This window comes from Bacillus cereus group sp. MYBK139-1 (genome assembly GCF_051916915.1).
Classification (GTDB): domain Bacteria; phylum Bacillota; class Bacilli; order Bacillales; family Bacillaceae_G; genus Bacillus_A; species Bacillus_A pacificus.
The window spans coordinates 735,280-757,642 of record NZ_JBQAHO010000001.1 but is presented as its reverse complement, the minus strand read 5'-3'; the positions used below and the strand labels follow the sequence as shown (position 1 = coordinate 757,642).

Below are 22,363 nucleotides of genomic sequence, written 5' to 3'. Positions count from 1 at the left end.
CATAAAGAAGTATTTGGTCTCCAAGTACACAATAAAACTCCCTCTTATTTTAGAAGGAGTTTTTCACTGTCCATGCTTCATATTTTTTCACTTCTAATGGAAGCTCATTTGTTTTCAGCCACTCTACTGCACTACATACAAGTGGAGATGAATTGTCTTCTGTAATGCTTTCTATAGAAACCCATCTCGCTCCTAAAGAATCTTGACCTTCAAATTGTTTTGGTACTATGATTTTCCCTGCACTCTTTTCAACATCATACAAAACTGCAATATGGTGTACATGTGTATAATCTTTAAACTTTGAAAGGTATTGAAAATTAACCGTACCTACTTGCTTTATAACCTTTACTTCTAATCCAGTTTCTTCTTTATATTCCCTATGGAGTGCCGATAACAACGACTCCTCTTCATTTAAGCTCCCACCAGGTAGATCATATCTGTTCTTATATGGACCTTTAATTTTATCTATTACTAATATGTTATTGTTTTCGATACAAATGCCATACACACCAAACGCACGATGAAAATTAGTAGCATTATTCATATTTTAACTTCTCCGTTACCCTATCATAAAAGTTCCGTTCTTCATCAACATTTAAATGGACACGACTTACTGTTTTAGAAAATCCATATAACAATTGTACTTTCGCCGGCTCTTTAAGTATAATTTCAAATGTTGGCGGTTCCTTTATAAATTCCATCACCGTTGCGTCAAGAACCTCTTTCTCTTTCTTTAAAAGTTCTCCTTTATAGAATGTAATCTTATCAATTTGTGTAAAAGGTATAATGATTTTCTTTCCTAATCCGATTTGAATGATTATCTTTTCTTCCTTAACAATAATTGGATTTTTACGCATTGCTTGTATTTCAGCTAAAAAATAAAACATTGCATATACGTTTATAATAAGTAACACCCATGCTACAACTGGATTCCATTGATGAAACAAATAATGAAAGCCGATACTTTCTATTAAGGTCGCATGGATGATCATAATATATACACCTATTGCACCATTCTTTTTGTGATATGAGTATACGTATTCACCTTCTGGTACTTTTTCACGCCACGATAAAAATGCATAATAAATTAGCTTACACTCTGTTACAATGATATCTATTAATTTATTTCTTTTCATAGTGGCGTCAAACGCAGCATCAACTGCATAAGAAAATGAAGAATACTCACTTTTATATTCTTTATATTTTTTTATTATGTTAGGAAGCTTTCTAACAATTTTATATAGAAGGAATAACTCTACACATACAAAAGCAATTTCTCCTGCAACTATACTATAAGAAACGTATGAAAAAGCTTGTAAATAGTCGCTTGGAATAATAAATCTTGCAAATATATAACCAGCTATTACGACAGGGAATATATACGTTAACGAGTATCTTTTTCGAATAATAAAGAAATACGTAATGACCGGAATTACAAACATACAATCTAATAATGACCCAAGAACAACTTCTTTCGGAGTAGCTGGTACAATCGGAAGAGCATACAATAAATAGTTTGATAATAAGATTAAAGATACGAGTCCAATCCATATACCTTTTCGCCTTCGCGAAAGTGTGACACTCATACTTTCACTCCTCTATTTAAAAACCTCGTTTAAATGGTCTTTATAAAATGAAATAGCCCGTTCAAACTCTTTAACTTCTTCTACTTTTACGACTGTTTCAAGTAATAATTTCATCGCGGATTCATGATCGTTTACGTTATATTTCGCTAATGACAAAAATACTTTCATCACATCATTATCTGGAAACTGCTGCAAACCTGTTTCTAAAACAGTAATTGCTTTATCATACTCGCCTATACAACGATATGTACTACCAAGACCGATATATGCGCCGCAAAGTGACTCCCCTTCAAGACCGTTTGCAATAGCCTGTTCATAATACGGCATAGCTTCTGTTTCAAGACCCATTACATCATGTATCCAGGCACATTGATAAAGTACTTCTGCATCCCTCGTAAAGTTTGTTAATCCGATGAGTATCTCTTTAGACTGCGCATATTTCTTTTCTTTCCGGAGTTTAATAGCTTGCTTTAATAAATGTTCCATAGAATTCACTCCTCACCAATTATTCTATGTATCCATATTGAATGGTTAACGTTTGTGTAAAAGTAAAATTCCCATAAATTAAAGTTTCGCTTACCAATATATACTATGCGGATTCACTCTTATCCAAATACTTAAAATTATAAAACAGTAACGCGATTACATAGTACTTCTAACCTTTTGACAATTTCTTTCGCTGTTTCATCTTTTCCATTACATAACTGCCATTTACCGTCTTGTCCAATTACGTAGTGCATTGCTCCGCGCGAATATAAAGAATGTGGTGAATTTGCAATCATTACACTCGCCTTCGCTTCTTCCATTCTATTTTTCGCTCTTTCAAACAGTTCTTCTTCATTTACGTCACTTTCAAGTTTAAAGCCAACGAGTACAGTTTCTGGATCCCACTCTTTTATTTGTTTTAATACTTTCGGTGCCTTTTGAAAATGTATAATTGGCGCTATATCACTTGAGATTTTTCCATTCATATCAAGAACATTGCCCTCTTGATCACAGATCTTGTCCACAATCCAATCAGATCCAGCCGCTGCCATAATAACCGCATCGACTTTTTCATGCGTAATGATACTCTTCATTTTATCTTGTAAATCAACAATTCCTTCAAATGGGTGTAATTCTAATTGATTGTTTATATCATTCGGTTTCTCCGCAAAATAACCATGTAAATATATAACATAGGCCCCTTTACTTATAAGTTCTTCGGCGATTATCCTTCCAATTGTTCCTTTTGCCATATTCGTATGACCACGAACTTGATCCCATTTTTCTAAACAACCACCGCTTGTAATTAATACCTTTTTCCCCTTCATTGTAACCATCCCTTACTAATTTTTCTTACGAAACCATTCTGTTCCAAAATCAACTATATCACGTTGTTTCATAAGACGGCACTTTGCGTTTCCTATTTTCCCTATTTTTACAGTTCCTTTTTGCTCAAATTCCACACCAATTTCTACAAATTTGTCAGAATCGTAATCCATATCAACAAATTCTTTCCACACTCTTTCACCATTTTCTATAATGGGTGCCCCTACTTTTATTAACTCACATGCACCAGAACGTACTTCTGATAAATGTACAGAAGTATTGGAATCATATCCAACACCAATTAATAATATGTATCCGTCTAAATCGTATATTTTTCTTAATGGAGATTCTTCTCCTAAACTCATTGATAGTGACTGATTCATCGTTATTTCTGCTGCATGTCTTCCCCATGCAGCAAAACTTCCTAATGGATGGTTACTACGTACTACATTCGGATATGTACGAAAACATTCAACTACTTTTCCCATTGCCCTTGTTGGCGTTATATGTGGCTCAAATGCTGGGACGTTATCCCGAATAATTTGCCACCATTCTTCAGGTACAGGTGGTCTTGACCAATGTTTCGGATCAGATAAATCCGAAGATTGAGTTGGCATAATAATCGTTCCCTCTTCTGTAATAACTTTCATTAATGCTTCTACTACTGCAACTGCGCCTCCAGATACCCAGCCTATGGAACTTAACGAAGAATGTACAATAACTGTCATTCCTTTTTCTAATCCTAATTTTCTTAAATCATTTGTAATTGTTTTAATTGTATTTGGCAATGGCGTACTTGCCACTATTTCATTCATTTTCACGATTGTTCCCCCATTTTGTTTTAAACTACTACATACATATATTATCATATTTTTCTTAATTTTTAACTTAATCATTTTTATCTACGCAAAAAATGGTAATATATTGATTTTATATAACAAAAAAGGCAACATGAAGGTGTTACATCACAGCAATAAAAACAATATATTTAAACGAAAGAGCCCACCAAAAATGATGAGCTCTTTGTTCCATTTATCCTTCAATTGTAACTCCAGTAAACATCGATAAGTTACCCGTTATTTTTTCGCCTACACGTAAAAATAACCCTGCGGCTCTCCCGCTAATACAGTGTGAACCAATTAATAGTTTACCAGTATACGGACCATCCCATGTGTCAATTGTATAGTCAGGCATTTCTATGTATTGCTGATATATTTTCTGCTGTTCAAAGTAATACTCTGTTTTATCTTCAGCTAATAGTTCATTATTTTCAAATATAGATACCCCTCCGCCTTCACGGCCGTATAAAGGTTTAGAAACATAGGATTCATTTCTTTCTATAAATGGTTTATTTGTAAAATATGTTGGTAGGAAGTATTTTTGAATGGTCTCTCGCTCTTCGTCCCCAAAGAAAACTTCATCTTCATAAAGCTGCCAAATTAATGCGAGCACACTTTTATTTTGCATAAGGAAAGCAGCTGGTGGATTAATGATTTCCACTCTACCTTGCGCAATATGATCTAAAAACTGGAGTCCAATTCTTTTCCCGTTTTTATCAGCATCTGAAACTAAATATTCAATTGGATATAGTCTATATAAATAATGAATTCGTTCACCATTTTGCGTATAAATACCATCATCTGCAACGACGATATCCTGTATACCTATATAATCCGTTGACTGATTTAAGCAATAACTTCTTAAAAATTGAACCGTTTGATGGTCTTCATCATGCCAATCATAACTCGTAAAATAAATCGTTTCTCTAGGATCTATACTATAGTCATGTTTAATTTGTTCCCACGCCTGCACAATATGCTCTTCTATATGATTTGGGTGATTTACATCGTGATAACGGCATAATACTTCATTTGCGACCGATGGCTCTAAATAACCTGTTGGTGTATCACAATTTACTTCTATTAACTTTATATCTTCACCATTTACGATAAAGTCAAATCTCGTAAAATATGAAAACAAACCAGTGTGTTTCATTCTCGCAATTTCCCACGTTTCAGCAGGAAATCCTAGTGTTTGAAAATCTTCTGTCGTATTTACAATATATTGATACGTTCTATATAACACGTACATAATTTCTTCTGTCGCTTTTGAAATAGCAGTATAAGTTTTTACTGGCATACGATACATACCTGTTGCCATGTATTGATTCCATTCTTCCTTCTCTAATAGACTCGGCCACGTAAATCCATTCCGACCAGCCTCTTCCGCAAGTGAAAACCATACTTTCATATACTCTTTCTGCTCTTGTTCTGTATACATAATCCTATTATCCTTTCGTGTTATGATCCGGCCGGTGCTTTTGCGTTCCCAATTCCACTTGAACCTGAATTCACTTTTGGCGTTTGAGTCGTAGATGATTTTGGCGCATTTGTATCTGGTGTTACTTTATTTGAGCTATTTGGCTGTTGTTTATTTAAATCTACTTTATTGGAAGAATTACTATTGCTACTGTTAGTTCCGCCGTAGTATCCTCCGCCACCGCTGCCTCCAGTTCTACTTTGGTCTTTTTCACGATATGGAATAATATTATTTGCATACGGTTTCTTCATTATATTTGGTTTTGCTGTATAATTCATATTTGAAGTTCTGCTTGCTAATAAATATCCTGCTACGAATGGAAGTATTGGTAAATGTGAATTTTCATGATACGATGAAAATGATGGATTCATTTCCTTACATAACTCATCATTTTCTACATTTTCATTAGTAGGCGTTTTATCATCGCAATTTAATGTTTCTTGTTCATTTCCCTGTTTTGCACCATCTGTTTTAACAGCAGTACTTTCTTGTTGAGCAGTATCTTCTTCATAATCGCCACATCCAGTTAATAAAAAAGATGATACCCCTATTGAAGTAGCAATTTTTATAAATTTACTTTTATCCATTCTCATGTGTTATACACCTAATTTCCATTATCTATATTTTTCCAGATACCTTTATTATATAATGTAAATGTTACTTTTTTCAAACTAAACACAATATGTATTTGCATATTTTCGTACTATTTTTCCAAATAACAATGAAACCTTTCAATCCCCGGATATTTTTCTCCTAAACTTTTAATCTGAAAACCAATTTTCTTATAAAATTTTACTGCCTCAGCGTCTGTCTCTGCCTCTAGATACGTCAATTGATACATTCTTACTATTTCCTTTATCATTTGCACCGCTATTCCTTTATGACGATATTGCGGTACCACTGCTATGTGGCATATTCTAGCTTTATTTGCTCCGATTATTTCCATACCTATGCAAGCCTTTTCCTCATATCTATGCAAAGTCCCTTTATTGCTTTCATAAAATAAAACTGCTTTCTTTTTGCTAGTTTCACTTGGGCCGACTGCATACAGTAGTACATTTAATATGGGATCTTTCTCAATTTGTTCAACACATTGCAAATTCATATCATCATTCCTTTCTATGAAAAAAGATTAGCTCTTTATATAAAGAGCTAATCTCATTACGCAGTTATTTTTTCTTCTTTCTTCACAACGACCGCTACATAACTATGTAGTATCATTCCGATAATAACGAGGCTCATACCAATCCAAGATAAAGATGACGGAATTGGTGCAGATAACAGGATAAGTTCTCCCACTAGCGCAAATAAAACCTCACCGGACTGAGTCGCTTCCACTGTTGCTAGTTTTTGCGGGTCATCTTTTACAAGATCTGTCGCAAAGAAGAATAATACCGTTGCGATTAAGCCAGAACTAACTGCTACAATAAAACATTGAAAAACTTGGCTACTTGACGGTAGTCCGCCTGTTGATACTTCATAACCAGATAGTAAAAACCAAAATGGTAAACTGGCTAATGTCATACCGAGAACTCGCTGGAATACATCTAACTCCCCTTTACAAACTTGCATCATTTTACGATTTCCAAGAGGATACGCAAACGCTGCAATAAGTACAGGAACGACACATAAAACAGTTTCACGAATTCCTAATGAAGAAGCATGTTCTACTTGCATAAGTACAACACCGCATAAAATAATACCCGACATAACTAATTCCTTCATTGGGAGTTTTTTATGTAATGGATCTACCGCAAAAAATGGTGTTAATAAAATCCCTGCGACGATTGTAATTTGCCATGTTGATGCAACGAGCCAACCAGGTCCAAAAGCTCCGGCAAAACTAAGTGGTGCATAGAAGAGACCAAATCCAACGATACTCCAAACTAACCATTCTTTCGGATTGTTTTTCATATATTGAAAGAGTTGCTTTAAGTTTCCTCTATACATGACAATAAGTAAAAGCATTGGAACCATAAAGTAGTACCGTAATGATGCACTCCAAATCCAGCTTCCACCTTCTAAGTCCATCGCCCGGTTTAAAACGAAAGTAAAGGCAAAGAAAAATGATGCCAATATCCCTACTGCTATAGCTTTCATTATAAAACCCCTTGTTCAGTTTCTTCTTACTACTATACAACAATTTAAATATAATTAAAATTCGAATTTTTCATCTCGCGTGTATCTAGCTCTATATAGCTTTCTTAACTGACTAATATGAGCTTGATGGTACCGATTATGGTCAGCTATGTGCCATATCCCCCACCTTATAGTCGCATTTTCTCCCTTTTCATAAAAAACCTCTCGTGTTAAATCATTTTCTGTTAGTTTCATACATTCCTCATAAAACATATGTTGCACAACTTCATAATCTTGCATTAATTGTTGCAACGTCTGTTTTCTTAAACTTGGCAGCTCTCCTGCTTCATTTAACATAGGTCCATATATATTTTCAAGTGCGAGCGGAATTGCTTCTCCTTTTAATCGGTAAACCCAATGTAAATCGACAACTGCTAAATGTTGAAGTAGTTGTCCAATACTATTTTCATTATTTTCTGTCCCTTTAAATGACAGTTCTTTCTTATCAGTACCTTCTACTAACTTTTGCAGTCGTTTAAATGTATCCGTAACCGTCGCATACAAAATCGCTACTTGCGGGTTCATATTTCTTTGCAAACGTAGATCTTTCATATGAAACTCCCCCCTTACAAGAAAAACACCATATGTTCATCATCACTATACACACCATTCATCTTTATAGCTCTCTTTTCAATCCCATACGTTTTAAAGCCCATAGATTCATACAACTTTTTTGCTGGCTCATTTGTGGAAACAACACCTAATGTCAATTGTTCCAAGTCCATTTCTCTTGCTCTTTCAATTGCCTTACGTATTAACTCACGTGCAAGGCCACTTCTTCGATTGCTTGCATCTACATACATGGCAACGATATGCCCTTTATGTTTATACGCCTTTTTCTCTTCTGTTAGTAAAGTGACAACTCCAACTAATTGATTCTCTTCATTAAAAACACCAAATGTACAACTAGTAGCAGCTGTTAAATTACTTTCCACTCGCTTAATAGGATTTTCCTGACGAATCGCCTCTTCATAAGTTGTTACAAATGCCTCAGGGTTTACTTGTAATGCTTGTAACCGTAAGTCCCAATATTTTTTTGCATCTTCTTTGGTAAGTAATCGAATCATATTTCTCTAGCTCCTTTTAATTAACATAATATTTTTATAAACTACTAATTAAAGATTGATATTCTTCTCTTAACATACTATAACGATAGCGATGAATGAACTGACCTTTACGTAATCGATCATTTCTCATTAACCCTTCGCATACAAAACCAGCCTTTTCATAGCTCTTTCTAGCTTGAAAATTATCTTCATCTACACGTAGCCATACTTTTTCTAATTCAAATTCAAAGAATGCCACATGTAACATACTATATAAGGCCGCTATTCCATACCCTTTACCCCAGTATTCTTTATTACCAATTGCGATTCCCAGTTCTGCATTTTCATTTGTTTTATCAAAGTTTTTAAGATCTATCCATCCAATATGTATGCCGTTCTCTGTAGTGATTGCTCTTTGTTCATAACCATTTTTTCGATTTATACATGCTTCAATCCATTTTTTTGTATCTTCACGAGTGAACGGTGGATATTGATCTGGTACAACTAAATGTTTTGTTACTTTTGTATCTAATGACCATTGATATCGGTCTTCTACATCATCTAGTGTCAGTTCTCTTAATTGAACGAATGGTATATTCATTGTATTATCCCCTTTTTACTTTCCTATAGAAAACCCTTCGAACATTCTTCCTCCATACTGTTCTAGCGTTTTTTCTACAAAAGTAATTAATTTCATTTTTTCTCCCGTTGTATAAAAATGATCGAACGCCGCTACAAATTGATCTGCATAATGTTCATCATATCTTCTAAGTACCCTTATAAACCATTTTGAACTTCCAAGCCATTTCCCATTTACTCTTAATACATATTCATGTAATAAATCAGCTAATAAATTCGCGATAAACAACTCTTCTTCTCTTTTTGATGCACCAATAAAATCATCCAGAGTATCTGTAATAAAATAACGCTTCTGCTCCATCATTTCTTCCGTCCATTTAGCTGGTCCTTTATTTAGTAACTCATTCGCTTCGCTTTTTAATTTCTCAACAATTTCATTTTCCCCTTTTAATACAATACCTTCTGCAACTAATTGTGGTAACGAAGGTCTTCCGCGGTCACAATCTATTTTAAAAAAGGTTTTTAACGTTTCAAAATTATGTACAAATACCTCAACTGGCCATCCATTACTATAGAAAGATTCTCTATAACAAGATGACAAACTACAATCTATTATTACAATGTCCAGATCAGATGTTTTTGTCGCTTCTCCTCTTGCAACACTTCCTCCAAGTAAAGCTACATCACAATTCGGAAATTGTGATGTAATGATGCTTTGTGCCGCTTCCATTGCTTTCATAACCGTTCCCCTTTTCTTATTTCACTTTCTTTTTTTCAGCTCTTTCACTCGCTTTTTTTATATACGGCTCTGCGTCTGGTGTTTTGCATGACGTTGCCCCGTGATCAACGTGTACTTTTCCAATTTCACGTGCAATTTCAATCGCTGCTTGCTCTAAGTATTCATTACGAATTCCTATCGCGATTAAAGCACGATTCATCGCTTCTTTTTTTCTATTTTTTTCATTATGTATATTTACTTTAATTTCTTCTAGATACGGAGAGAAGAAATCGTCTTGTAACGTTTTATTTTTAATCGCTATATTTGCTAATAAAGACCAGCCTGCTCTTCCAATCCATTCATCATCACACGTTGTCCATTCTTCCATTCTTTCTATCGCGATCGGCGACGTACAAATAGCCGTCATTAAAACATCCATTAAACAATAATAATCAACTTCCTGTACCCATTTATTTAGCAGTTCTGTCGTAACTTTCTTTGGATCTAAAATCATTGTTGCTAATGTCATTGCATCCATATTTTTTGTTTCCCATAATAAAATTGCTAAATCATGATCTTTTTTTATTTTCTTTTTTAACAATTTTAAATTAGCAAAACTAACTCCGAATAGTGGCTCTTTCGCCCCATGGTTTTTATACGTTTTACGATTCTGTTCTGTTCCGTATTCCTCTAGCTGCTGCATTACTTCTTCAAGTAACATATGTCCACCTCTTTATCTTTTCTGTTGACTTCATATATGTATGTACGATATATTCTACATTACTTTTTGGTTTTCCTATATTTATTTTTAAAATACGGTATGTGAAATTTTATAGGTGCGTTTTAATGCAACAGGCACACTCTTCGTCATCATTCTCTGTATAACTCACTCATTGGGTTTATTATATATAGCAACAAACTACATGCATTTTCATTCCATCCTTGTTTCATTTTAGTAAACCAGCAAAATATTGAAATCTTGCATACTTTTGGACAAACTTTTTTGCTCTTGTAAAAAAGTTTTTTTGCAATTACCTCCCTATAATTGCTAATATAGTAGAGTAGAACTTTTATAGAGAGAAGGAAAATTATGCACAATGGAATTCGAATGACAACTTTAGTGAAAAGGGCTATGTTGATTTGCGCGGGGGTATTATTTACATACGAAGCGGCCTTAGGATCAGCACATACTGCTCTAGCGAGTACAGAGGATGAAGCAAAATCTGTTCAACTTGTAAGTGAAATTCAATCATCTCTTGCACCGAAAGAAGCTCCAAAACAATATAATGGGCAAGTTAGAAAAGTAGCTTACTTAACATTTGATGATGGTCCTGGAAAATACACAGCTGAGCTTTTAGATATGTTAAAGAGAGAAAATGCAAAAGCAACATTCTTCCTTATTGGTTCAAATGTAAAAGCTTTCCCTGATCTTGTAAAACGTGAAGATGCTGAAGGCCACTACGTTGGAATGCACAGTATGACTCATAACTACAAGAAACTTTACACAGAAGGTCATTATGTAGATGAGATGAAGGAAGATCAAGGCTTAATCGCTGGCGTTTTAGGCAAATCACCAGTATTAACTCGTCCGTCTTACGGATCAATGCCAGGATTAAATGAGGCTCTTCGCAACAAAGTTGTTGAGAATGGCTTAAAAGTTTGGGATTGGACAATCGATTCATTAGACTGGAAGTACAACAAAATGCCTGTTGATGCTGCATCAGCAAAAATTGTAGAAAACGTTCTAAATGGCGCTAACAAGCCAACAGAAGTTATCCTTATGCACGATATTCATCCACAATCCGTAAAAGCAGTACCTGGTATTATTAAAGGACTGAAAGAAAAAGGATATGAATTAGAAGCTTATAGTGAGAACGAACACTTCCCATTAAACTTCTGGCATGATAATCGTATGTAATGAAAAAGACTTGATTTCCTTTAGGATATCAAGTCTTTTTTATCGTTTTGGAAATTTTATATGTTGTTCTTCAATGAAACGAATAATATTTTTTCTATCTTCTTGCGTAATAGTAATACAAAATTCGTACTCTTCTTCTTTACACCATGAAGGATTTAGTTCTATAGATAAACGAACTATAATTTGAAATGTCTCTTCTTTTTCTCCTATAAATTCAAACGACAGATTAGGTTCTATGAAGTCTAGTCGGGTATATGTAGGATTCGGCAATGTTTGAAACCATTCTTTCATGTGTTGTAATTCGCTAGTTTGTAAAAAAGGATCCATCGTTTCAAAAACTTTATTTCCCTCTGAAAGTTTCACTTTTATTATTAGCCAATTACGATCAAATGTATCAAATGCATTGTTAAACTCGTATTTTACAGCTTCTAAATGTAATGATACAATTTCATTTTGAAAAATCATAAATTACCTCCTTATTATTCAAGTAGCTTTATCTTCAAGTATAGAGACTATCCAATTAATATTTAATAATGCTTTTTAAATTATTTTATCATAATTTTTAAATGCATTAATGAAATAATAAAAAAGACTTGCATTCATTACAAGAATCCAAGTCTTTTTCATCTTATCTATTAAAAAATATATCCTACTAACTTCACAATTTCACTAATTAAAATACCTACAACTGCAAAATCAGAATCACCAAATGTTGTATTCTCAAATCCTAATCCGCCTAATATCGGTAATAATATTGCTGGTAGGAATGAAATTAGTAATCTATTTACAAAAGCTCCTAGTATTGCGCCTCGTCTTCCTCCTGTTGCATTACCGAATACGGCTGCTGTTGCTCCTGTGAAGAAGTGAGGAATTAACCCTGGCACTATTACACTCAAACCAATAAATGGAAGTATAAACATGGATAGTAATCCGGCAATAAAACTTGTTAAGAAGCCAATAATAACTGCATTTGGTGCAAACGGGAAGATTGTTGGGCAATCTAACGCTGGTTTTGCATTTGGTACAAGTTTATCTGCAATCCCTTTAAATGCAGGTACTATTTCTGCAATTAACATGCGGACACCCGCTAAAATAATATATACTCCTGCTGCAAATGTAATTGCTTGCATGAAAGAATACACAAGGTAATTTTGTTTGTTACTTAATTCCGTTTCGATAAACTCCTTACCCGCAAATGGTGCAACAATAAAGAATAATACAGCCATCGTTAATGACATAGAAACTGATGTATCACGTAAAAAACCTAGTGACTTAGGCACTTTAATTTGTTCTGTTGATTTATCCTTATTTCCAAATTTACTCCCAACAAACCCTGCCGCTAAGTATCCAACTGATCCAAAATGGCCGATTGCGATATCATCCATTCCTGTAATTTTTCTAACGTATGGTTGTAATAATGCTGGAAAAATCACCATGAGTGCCCCTAAAATGATTGATCCAACAATCACTAATGTAGCACCTTTCATCCCGGTAGTTGACAATACCGCTGAAATTAAACATGCCATGAATAAGGTATGATGACCAGTTAAAAACACATATTTAAATTTTGTAAAACGTGCAATTAGTAAATTCGCAATCATACCAAATACCATAATTAACGCTGTTTCTTTTCCTAATGTTTGCTGTGCTATTGCAACTACAGCTTCATTATTTGGTATAATCCCTTTAATATGGAATGCTTTATCAAATATTTTACCAAAAACATCTAAAGCTCCAATTAATATAGTGGCTCCACCTCCTAAAACGACGAAGCCCATAATTGTTTTTAAGGTTCCTGAAACCGTATCTGCAAAATTTTTCTTTTGCAGTAGTAAACCACACATAGCAAATAATCCGACTAATATTGCGGGTTGTCCTAAAATATCCTTCATAATTATATCAAACATAGCACTACTCCCCCTTCATTGTTACTACATTAGGTGTTTTTGTAATGCTTCTTTAATTTCATTTAAATCTAAAATATTCGTTAATCCAGCAACTGTTCGATTACCATCTTCAAGGTTACAAATAATATCTTTCGCACCTAAATATAAATCTGCTTGTTCTGATTTACTTGATGCTAAATCTGTGTGTGATACTTCTGCTTGTAATCCTAATTCATTTAAAATTTTCTTCACATTCATTTCTACAATAAAACTACTCCCTAATCCATTTCCACATACAACTAATACTTTTTTCATTTCAATCTCCCCTTTAATTAGAATATTTAGCTATCATTTTTAGCATTTCGTCTATTGAATTTGAATGAATTAACATTTCCACATTTTTCGGATCCGATAACATCTCACTTAATTGTGCTAATGCTTTCAAGTGTGTCTCATTATCAATCGCTGCCAATACAATAATTAAATTTGCGGCATGCTCTTGTTTTTCTGAAAATAGAACACTTTCTTTTAGTTGTAATAAACTCATCCCTAACTTTTTGACCCCCGCTTCTGGGCGAGCATGAGGTATTGCAATTTTAGGTGCAATAACAATATAAGGACCTAATTTTTCTACATTTACAATCATTTCATTGATATATTCTTCAAAGATGTATTGGTTTTGTAATAACGGATCAGCCGCTAGCCTGATCGCATCTTTCCAATTATCAACACGATCTTCAAGATGAATAAATTCTCTAGTTAAAAGTTCGTTTAACATTGGTTTATATTTCTCCTCCTTCTCAAAATACGCAGGACCACTCATAAATTCAATCAGTTCTCTTTTTAAAGATTTCTCATCCACTACGTCAGCATATTTTCGAATTATTCCCATCACTAAATCCACAGAATCTTTTTGGTTTTCTCCATACAATACTCCACTCACTTTTCTTAATAGAGCTGCTTTTTCAGAATCCGATAAAATTGGGTTAACCTTAAAAACCGGCACATTCCCTTTTTCAATTTCAGTAGTCGTAATTATACAATCTACATCAAATATATTTGATTCATATTCCCGTTTTGAAATTGCATTTAATATATCTATATTTGAAAATAACTTCTCTAATTGATACTGCAACATACGTGATGTACCAATACCATTTGGACAAACAAGTAATGCCGTTTTTCGTGGATTGGGAACGATTCCCTCTTTCCTCATCCAAGCTCCAAAATGCATAGTAACATACACAATTTCATCATCGGAAATAGATTTTTTCACATATTCTTCAAAATGATGAATTACCTTTTTCGTAAGAAAATATACCTCTTCATAGTTTTCTTGAATTGTATTTCGTAATGGGTTTTCAATTTCTATTCCATACTTCACACGATAAAATGCAGGTTTCATATGCAAATATAGATCAGTAAACAGCCCATTAAAGTCTTGAAATAATACACAAGCATAGTGTTGAAAATCTTTAATCATGCGGTCAACAATTGAATGTATTTCATCCATATTATTTTTCTCATAAATATTTTCCTGATAATTTACTTTTGCACCTAACAAATGAGTCGTAATATAATAGATTTCATCTATTGGAAATTTAACAATAAACGCTCGTTCAAACTGCTTTGCTATATATTTTGCAGCTTCAAATTGCTTTGAATCTTGCAGAACATTTTTTTCAGCTTCTTCCATCTCGACGCACTTACCCTTTAGAATACGTCTATGGAACAAATACATGTAAACGCTTAAATTTTCTAGTACCTCATCTGTATATTGGACACCTAAAAACTCTTCACAATTCGCAAGAATTTTTTTTATAGTGTATAATGTTTCTCGTGCAAGAGTATCTGTTTCACTTCCCATATCACACATAATATAATTTACTTGTGATATTAAATACTCCCAGCTATGTTGGCAAATAACTTGAGAGAGGCTTAAAATTAATAAATTTCGTTTACTCTGTTCATCTCCAACGATTTGATATCCTTCCTTACGACCAAAATGTAAAGATAAGTTATACTTATTTAACTCTCCTTTTAGCTTTTTCAAATCTGCGAGTACAGTATTACGACTTACCTGCAAAAGGTTTATTAAGTCTTCCAATAAAATTCTTTTTTCCTGTATTAGCAAATATAATATTAACCATATTTTTCTTTCTTTCGGAGAATATTCATATTGATTAATCACACACTCATTTAATTTTTTTACTATCATTTGTTTCGTTTCTTTATTTAAGCAATAACCTAAGTGTCGTATATATTCAATAGAATGTAATCCTTCCTCTTGTAACCAATCGTCAATCTTCTTAATATCATAATAAAGCGTTCGTTTAGAAACTTGGATTACATCAATTAGTTGATTTATAGGCACATAACCTTCTGCTTGAATAATTTGTTGCAAAATATTTATACTTCGAGTATCTAATATCATATTTGGTGTACACCCTTTCTATACTTGTTCACTAATTGACTTGCAAGTATAGATACTAACTTTGCAAAATTAGATTTTTTGAAATCGCTTTCTATTAATATAATATCTATTATTGCTTTTAAATATAAGTCCAAATTTTTGTTTTTCTGCAGTGCAAAGATTGTGCTTTGAAAATTTCTTATGCCTGTGTTTAATGCTATTATTCCCCTTTCTGTTCCTTTTCAACAAAACATGAATATTACCCCTCAGAATTTTTAATACTGTATAGTAGCTTAGCACATATTACTCTTAAGGAGTGATATGTATATGGATTTTCTTTCAGCTGAATATTTGTCAGCCTTGCTTGCCATTATTGTAATTGATTTAGTGCTGGCCGGTGATAATGCCATTGTAATTGGATTAGCAGCAAGACGATTACCGAAAGATCAACAAAAGAAAGTTATTATATGGGGAACTATCGGGGCAATCGTGATTAGAGCTCTCGCTACTTTAGTTGTCGTTTGGTTGTTAAAAATACCAGGGCTACTTCTAATTGGTGGTGTACTTCTTATATGGATCGCTTACAAATTAATTGCTGAAGGCAAAGATCATGATATTAAAGCAGAAGAAGGTTTTTGGTCTGCTATTAAAACCATTATCATTGCTGATGCATTAATGGGCATTGATAATGTCCTCGCTGTTGCTGGAGCTGCGCATGGCAATTTTTCTTTAGTAATCATCGGGCTATTGGTTTCAATTCCAGTAGTAGTTTGGGGCAGTACATTAATTTTAAAATGGGTCGACCGTTATCCTATCATTATTACAGTTGGAGCAGCTGTTTTAGCTTATACTGCCGCGAAAATGATTGTGGATGAAAAGTGGTTCACTGCATTTTTCGAAAGTAACCCTTTCATTAAATGGGCATTCATCATTATTGTCATTGCTGGTGTAGTGTTCTTTGGAAAGATGAAACAAAAGACTAAAGATGTTTCTATATAATAACAACGTTCTATTTATAAACAAAAGCGCCACTCATATGAGTAGCGCTTTTTAATATTTATTTCGTTTCCCCATCTTCAGTCGTCTTTACCTTCGTTTTATTTTTATCACGATGGTTATAGTTGTACTTCGAACGATCAACCGGTGTAAATCCTTCCGGTGTGTAGAATCGTAATAAGTCACCATTCACGACTTGGTCAGAGTATTTTAACGATTTTTGAACCATTTGTTCATTTTGTTTTATTTCATCTGTAAATTCTACTGGTTTTCCAGTCGTTGTATCATAGTATTTGCCGTTTAATGCAGTAACTGTTGGACTTACGTAGTTACCATTACGGAACGCAACGACTTGTTTATGATCTGGTGATAATAAATCTGAACCAAATTGAACATAATCTTTTGTATCTGTTCCAAGTAAGTGTAAAAGAGTTGGAAGAACATCAATTTCACCACCGTATTGATGTTGTACGCCACCTTTCACACCTGGTACACGAACGATTAAAGGTACACGCTGTAACTGTGCATTTTCAAACGAGTTAATTTCTTTACCCATTACTTTTGACATTGCTGCGTTATGATTATCTGAAATACCGTAATGGTCTCCGTACATAACGATAATAGAATTATCGTATAAACCAGATTGTTTCAAGTAATCGATGAAACCTTTTACAGATTCGTCTAAATAACGTGCTGTTTGGAAATACGTATCTACAGACGAGTCACCTGTGTTCGCTGGTTCAATTGTCGCTTCCTCTTTATCAATTGGATACGGGAAGTGATTCGATAACGTAATAAACTTCGTATAGAACGGTTGTTTCAATGTCTCTAATAACGGAATGGATTCATTAAAGAATGGTTTATCTTTTAATCCATAGTTTACTACATCTTTTTCGTTCATATCATAGTATGAAGCATCAAAGAATTTATTAAAACCAAATGATTTATAAATATCGTCACGGTTCCAGAATGTTTTATAGTTACCGTGGAATACTGCTGATGTGTATCCTTGTTGCCCTAAAATAGCTGGTGCTGATTGATACGTATTATGAGATTTCGTTGTAAATACAGAACCCTGTGGTAAACCAAACATAGAATTCTCTAACATAAACTCCGCATCAGACGTTTTCCCTTGCCCTGTTTGATGGAAGAAGTTATCAAAGTAAAGCGTATTCGCATCTTTTGTGAATGAGTTTAAGAACGGCGTTACTTCTTGACCATTTAATTTATAGTCAATTAAGAAGTTTTGGAATGACTCTAAATGAATATAGATTACGTTCATTCCCTTTCCTTTACCGAAATACTCAGGGTTTGGACTAGCGTAAGTTGATGTTAAATAATTTCTTACTTCTGTCATATTATCTCCATCAGCTAATGCTCGTTCTGTTGATGCTTTCGCACTTTGAATTCCATCATAAATAGTATAGTTATATGCCCCTAAATATTTCACAATATAATTACGATCGAATGTTCTTGTTAATAATTCAGGACGGTCAGATTCTGCAAGTCCTAAGTTAACACTGAATAATAAAATACCTGCTACAAATACTAAAGATAATTTATGTTTCGCAACACGAATTGGTTTTGGATTTGCAAATTTCGTTGCTACTAACACAATTAAAATAATTGTATCTAAGAAGTATAGCGGATCATAAAGATGTAACAACGCAACAATACTACCACCTAAATCTCCAAAGTTATTCGTTTGTGTTAATGTCGGGAACGTAATAAAGTCACTGAAAAAGCGATAGTATACGACGTTTGCGTATAAAAGAATCGACAATAACAAGTTGATAACAATTAACCAAATATAAGATCGTTTCCCTTTTGCAAATAATGCAAGTCCTAAAAATAGAACTGCTGAACTAAGTGGGTTGAAAAACAGCAAGAATTTTTGGATTGTGTTTGAAATTCCTAAATTAAATTCCGTTACATAAGCTGCATATGTTTTGAGCCAAAATAAAATAACGGCAAACAGAAAGAATCCAAAATGATTGCTTAACACACTTTTGCTCTTTAATAAGAATTGTTTCATTTCTCCACCTCTTTTGATCATCCAAGGCTTATTTTTTTATAAGTCTGTCTCTCTATTCAATTTTTTATCTTCAAATAGATTTTATATATTTAACTATATGAAGAATACTAGTAATTATAATTTGAAGCTAGTATTTATTCAACTATTTCTTTTTAGACATTTTGACCTTGGTTTCTATTTAACAAAATAAATTTGTAACATTTCCTGTTTTCTCCCAAGATTCATCCACTAATTATGACATCACATACTATAAACCTTTATTCACTACTTCGCAAATAAATATGTCTCCAGTTCTGGAACATTAATGTAATATAATGAAATTCACAATAGATAGCATTTAATTTTTCGATATATATTATTTCTTCATTCAGTTATTTATGCTTTAGCCATTCTTCTATGTGCAACATCCAAATCTCTTCCCTCTAATAAAGTTATTCTTGAATAATTATTCACAATCCATAAAAATAATGGATTATAAAAAACCTCGCTCTCATAACGAGAGCGAGGTTTTTTATCATTTATTATTGACCTTTGTACATTGCATCTACTTGTTTTTGAAGTTCTTCATTTTCTAAGAACTCATCGTAAGTAGCCTCTTTATCGATTACACCGTTTGGCGTTACTTCGATAATGCGGTTTGCAATTGTTTGTACGAACTGATGGTCATGAGATGTGAATAACATTGTACCTTTGAATGCGATTAAACCGTTGTTTAGTGCTGTAATAGACTCAAGGTCTAAATGGTTCGTTGGGTCGTCAAGTGTGATTACGTTTGCACCACTTAACATCATTTTAGATAACATACAACGAACTTTTTCGCCTCCAGATAATACAGAAACGTTCTTCTTAACTTCTTCACCTGAGAATAACATACGGCCTAAGAAACCACGTAAGAAGCTTTCTGACTCATCTTGTGGAGAGAATTGGCGTAACCATTCAACTAAGTTGAGGTCACTGTTCTCAAAGTACTTAGAGTTATCTCTTGGGAAGTACGATTGAGAAGTTGTAACGCCCCATTTGAATGAACCGCTATCTGGCTCCATTTCACCCATAAGAATTTTAAATAATGTTGTCATTGCAATATCGTTACGACCGATAAATGCAACTTTATCACCTTTATTTAAAGTGAAGTACACATTATCTAACACTTTTTCGCCATCAATTGTTTTAGAAAGACCTTCAACAGTTAATAAGTCATTTCCTACTTCACGCTCAGGTGTGAAGCCAACGAATGGGTAACGACGAGATGATGGTCTAATATCATCTAATGTAATTTTATCTAATAATTTTTTACGAGAAGTTGCTTGTTTCGCTTTAGATGCGTTTGAGCTAAAGCGCGCAATGAAGTTTTGTAACTCTTTTACTTTCTCTTCTTTTTTCTTATTAGCATCTTGCGTTAATTTTAAAGCTAATTGGCTTGACTCATACCAGAAGTCATAGTTACCAACATAAAGTTGAATTTTACCGAAATCAAGATCAGCCATGTGCGTACATACTTTATTTAAGAAGTGACGGTCATGGGATACAACGATAACTGTATTTTCAAAGTTCATTAAGAAGTTTTCTAACCATTGGATCGCTTTTAAGTCCAAGTGGTTCGTAGGCTCATCTAGTAATAGAATATCAGGTTTACCGAATAATGCTTGAGCAAGTAATACTTTTACTTTCTCTGCCCCAGTTAATTCTGACAACTTCTTATCATGAAGATCTTCACCAATACCAAGTCCTTTTAGTAAGATTGCAGCTTCTGACTCAGCTTCCCAACCGTTAAGCTCAGCGAACTCACCTTCAAGTTCAGCAGCACGCATACCATCTTCATCACTAAAGTCTTCTTTCATGTAAATGGCATTTTTCTCTTGCATTACTTTATAAAGTTGCGTGTGACCCATAATTACTGTTTCTAATACTGGGAACTCTTCGTATTCGAAGTGGTTCTGTTTTAATACTGCAAGACGCTCACCTGGCGTAATATGTATGTCACCTGTTGATGGTTCAATTTCTCCAGATAAAATCTTTAGAAACGTTGATTTACCAGCACCGTTTGCTCCGATTAAGCCGTAGCAGTTACCTGGCGTGAATTTTATGTTAACATCTTCAAACAATTTGCGATCCGCGAAACGCAAACTAACGTTACTTACTGTAATCATTTGTGTCCTCCTACTAATACCGCTTATTTCAGCGTTTTCTCACCGATTGTCTTAAAAAATCGCATATTACGACTCAATTATTGTAGACTATAGCTATTATATAGTAGAAGCTGGATGAATAGCAACGGTTGATTGCTATTCCTTTCTTTCCAAACTCGAATAAAATCTTTGTTTTTAATTATATTAAAGTTACATACACACTTTAAGGAGGATTCATTTTGAAAAAAATATTTATAATTGGAGCATTATGTTTATCAATTGAAATAATACAATAATTTATATGCATTTCGCATTATAACTAGCAAGCTAAAACGCTCAGAAAATATTCTGAGCGTTTTTATTTCCTTCTTCAACTAAAGCACCCGTTAGTGTAAAAAGCTATTTCACCATTTGGATTGTTAACTTATCTTTTAGCATTGAACTATATGAGTCAATTTCATATTTTGTATTATTGATTTTTTCTTTTTTCATTTTTAACATATCGAATATTTCTAACTCTAAATCCCTTCTAGCCTCAAGAACTTTTATCGCTCCTTCTACACCTGAATGGTTATGTTCTTTCCCATAGCCTTGGTTCGTGTAATAGTCGACAATTCCTTTGGACCATTCTGGATTTCTTTCTTTTAATGCCTTCCTAAATGAAAATTCAAGATCATCTTGTTCTACATACAATAACATTGGATTTAAATTCTCTATGATTTTTGCAACTTTCATTACATAATTTATTATTTTTTCTTTTTGTTCACCGTATTTAATCATCCCAATTGTTAATGGGTTTTGTATGAAACAACATTCAAAGATATAAACCTTATTGTCTTCTACAGCAATTTCAGCAAAGTCCTGCCATTTATCAGCAATTAATTCAACATTTTTATCGAATGGTAATTCGTATATATCGTTTTTAAAAATATCATTACATAATTCGTCCGAAAACTGGTCACCAAACTCATTTTTTATCTTTCTGTATGGTAATAAGTAATTGCTTCCTTTTTTTAGAACTCTTTTAAGAAGCACTTCTTTAAAATCTCCACTGTTAGATACTAATCTATCGAATTCAAATTTATTAAAACAAGATACACCATCATAGTCGGCTGGATGGTTCAAATTTCCCTCTAAAAATAGTTCAACTTCAATTTTATTTTGGCTTAAAATTTCATTTATTAGCTTTGCAGTGGTAGATTTTCCAAATCCAGGTAAACCTTCTACTATTATTAGTTTTGTATTCATAGTTATAAATCCCTTCCTTCAAAGTATTTAACCAAGATCAAAA

At 33.5% G+C, this 22,363-nt stretch carries 23 protein-coding genes; 2 read left to right on the top strand and 21 right to left on the bottom strand.

The window, feature by feature from the left end; genetic code table 11:
- Window positions 1-49: 49 nt before the first annotated feature.
- From ACTFRS_RS03745 to ACTFRS_RS03680, 14 genes are all read right to left on the bottom strand, one after another.
- Entirely contained in the window at window positions 50-544 is a 495-nt protein-coding gene (locus tag ACTFRS_RS03745) for an NUDIX hydrolase (RefSeq protein WP_431084671.1), read from the bottom strand.
- Entirely contained in the window at window positions 537-1,586 is a 1,050-nt protein-coding gene (locus ACTFRS_RS03740) for a hypothetical protein (RefSeq protein ID WP_431084672.1), read from the bottom strand. Before ACTFRS_RS03740 ends, ACTFRS_RS03745 begins: the two co-directional genes overlap by 8 nt.
- 12 nt (window positions 1,587-1,598) lie before the next feature.
- Entirely contained in the window at window positions 1,599-2,072 is a 474-nt protein-coding gene (locus tag ACTFRS_RS03735; protein ID WP_000400626.1) for a tetratricopeptide repeat protein, read from the bottom strand.
- A gap of 137 nt (window positions 2,073-2,209) precedes the next feature.
- On the bottom strand, window positions 2,210-2,899 hold the full coding sequence (locus ACTFRS_RS03730; RefSeq protein ID WP_431084673.1) for a phosphopantothenoylcysteine decarboxylase domain-containing protein: 690 nt from the start codon (window positions 2,897-2,899) through the stop codon (window positions 2,210-2,212).
- Window positions 2,900-2,914: 15 nt separating this feature from the next.
- A complete protein-coding gene (gene aacC / locus ACTFRS_RS03725; protein ID WP_431084689.1) occupies window positions 2,915-3,712 on the bottom strand; it encodes a BA2930 family N-acetyltransferase in 798 nt (265 codons plus the stop codon).
- A gap of 217 nt (window positions 3,713-3,929) precedes the next feature.
- Window positions 3,930-5,177: a glutathionylspermidine synthase family protein gene (locus tag ACTFRS_RS03720; protein ID WP_139865913.1), complete on the bottom strand. Its 1,248-nt coding sequence runs from the start codon at window positions 5,175-5,177 to the stop codon at window positions 3,930-3,932.
- A 20-nt stretch (window positions 5,178-5,197) separates the two neighbouring features.
- Window positions 5,198-5,809 (bottom strand): hypothetical protein, encoded by a 612-nt coding sequence (locus tag ACTFRS_RS03715; protein ID WP_270699749.1) that lies wholly within the window; start codon window positions 5,807-5,809, stop codon window positions 5,198-5,200.
- A gap of 110 nt (window positions 5,810-5,919) precedes the next feature.
- Complete coding sequence (locus ACTFRS_RS03710; RefSeq protein ID WP_139865915.1) at window positions 5,920-6,321, bottom strand: GNAT family N-acetyltransferase; 402 nt, start codon at window positions 6,319-6,321, stop codon at window positions 5,920-5,922.
- A 56-nt stretch (window positions 6,322-6,377) separates the two neighbouring features.
- Window positions 6,378-7,316, bottom strand: coding sequence for a DMT family transporter (locus ACTFRS_RS03705; protein ID WP_000643664.1), 939 nt, complete (start codon window positions 7,314-7,316; stop codon window positions 6,378-6,380).
- 54 nt (window positions 7,317-7,370) lie between these two features.
- Window positions 7,371-7,907, bottom strand: coding sequence for a DinB family protein (locus ACTFRS_RS03700; protein WP_431084674.1), 537 nt, complete (start codon window positions 7,905-7,907; stop codon window positions 7,371-7,373).
- Between the two features lie 14 nt (window positions 7,908-7,921).
- A complete protein-coding gene (locus ACTFRS_RS03695; RefSeq protein WP_139865917.1) occupies window positions 7,922-8,422 on the bottom strand; it encodes a GNAT family N-acetyltransferase in 501 nt (166 codons plus the stop codon).
- 34 nt (window positions 8,423-8,456) lie between these two features.
- Entirely contained in the window at window positions 8,457-9,002 is a 546-nt protein-coding gene (locus ACTFRS_RS03690; protein WP_175251866.1) for a GNAT family N-acetyltransferase, read from the bottom strand.
- A 15-nt stretch (window positions 9,003-9,017) separates the two neighbouring features.
- Window positions 9,018-9,719 carry a nucleotidyltransferase domain-containing protein gene (locus ACTFRS_RS03685; protein ID WP_139865918.1) on the bottom strand — a complete coding sequence of 234 codons (702 nt, stop codon included), beginning with the start codon at window positions 9,717-9,719 and terminating at the stop codon, window positions 9,018-9,020.
- Window positions 9,720-9,735: 16 nt separating this feature from the next.
- A complete protein-coding gene (locus ACTFRS_RS03680; protein WP_139865919.1) occupies window positions 9,736-10,419 on the bottom strand; it encodes a DNA alkylation repair protein in 684 nt (227 codons plus the stop codon).
- A 369-nt stretch (window positions 10,420-10,788) separates the two neighbouring features.
- On the opposite strand from ACTFRS_RS03680, the gene ACTFRS_RS03675 reads away from it, so the two are divergent.
- A complete protein-coding gene (locus ACTFRS_RS03675) occupies window positions 10,789-11,616 on the top strand; it encodes a peptidoglycan-N-acetylglucosamine deacetylase (RefSeq protein WP_431084675.1) in 828 nt (275 codons plus the stop codon).
- Between the two features lie 39 nt (window positions 11,617-11,655).
- On the opposite strand, the gene ACTFRS_RS03670 is transcribed toward ACTFRS_RS03675, so the two are convergent.
- From ACTFRS_RS03670 to ACTFRS_RS03655, 4 genes are all read right to left on the bottom strand, one after another.
- Window positions 11,656-12,081: a WapI family immunity protein gene (locus ACTFRS_RS03670; protein WP_431084676.1), complete on the bottom strand. Its 426-nt coding sequence runs from the start codon at window positions 12,079-12,081 to the stop codon at window positions 11,656-11,658.
- 170 nt (window positions 12,082-12,251) lie between these two features.
- Window positions 12,252-13,523 (bottom strand): PTS ascorbate transporter subunit IIC, encoded by a 1,272-nt coding sequence (locus ACTFRS_RS03665; protein ID WP_440024225.1) that lies wholly within the window; start codon window positions 13,521-13,523, stop codon window positions 12,252-12,254.
- Window positions 13,524-13,547: 24 nt separating this feature from the next.
- Window positions 13,548-13,817 carry a PTS sugar transporter subunit IIB gene (locus ACTFRS_RS03660; protein WP_000757315.1) on the bottom strand — a complete coding sequence of 90 codons (270 nt, stop codon included), beginning with the start codon at window positions 13,815-13,817 and terminating at the stop codon, window positions 13,548-13,550.
- Between the two features lie 13 nt (window positions 13,818-13,830).
- Window positions 13,831-15,936, bottom strand: coding sequence for a BglG family transcription antiterminator (locus ACTFRS_RS03655; protein WP_431084678.1), 2,106 nt, complete (start codon window positions 15,934-15,936; stop codon window positions 13,831-13,833).
- 306 nt (window positions 15,937-16,242) lie between these two features.
- On the opposite strand from ACTFRS_RS03655, the gene ACTFRS_RS03650 reads away from it, so the two are divergent.
- On the top strand, window positions 16,243-16,914 hold the full coding sequence (locus tag ACTFRS_RS03650; protein ID WP_431084679.1) for a TerC family protein: 672 nt from the start codon (window positions 16,243-16,245) through the stop codon (window positions 16,912-16,914).
- A 58-nt stretch (window positions 16,915-16,972) separates the two neighbouring features.
- Here the strand turns inward: ACTFRS_RS03650 and ACTFRS_RS03645 are convergent, their stop codons facing one another.
- From ACTFRS_RS03645 to ACTFRS_RS03635, 3 genes are all read right to left on the bottom strand, one after another.
- Window positions 16,973-18,946, bottom strand: a complete 1,974-nt coding sequence (locus ACTFRS_RS03645) for an LTA synthase family protein (protein WP_016717780.1) — start codon at window positions 18,944-18,946, stop codon at window positions 16,973-16,975.
- 521 nt (window positions 18,947-19,467) lie between these two features.
- Entirely contained in the window at window positions 19,468-21,093 is a 1,626-nt protein-coding gene (locus ACTFRS_RS03640; protein ID WP_000633862.1) for an ABC-F family ATP-binding cassette domain-containing protein, read from the bottom strand.
- Between the two features lie 378 nt (window positions 21,094-21,471).
- Window positions 21,472-22,320, bottom strand: a complete 849-nt coding sequence (locus ACTFRS_RS03635; protein WP_139865922.1) for a hypothetical protein — start codon at window positions 22,318-22,320, stop codon at window positions 21,472-21,474.
- Window positions 22,321-22,363: the final 43 nt, after the last annotated feature.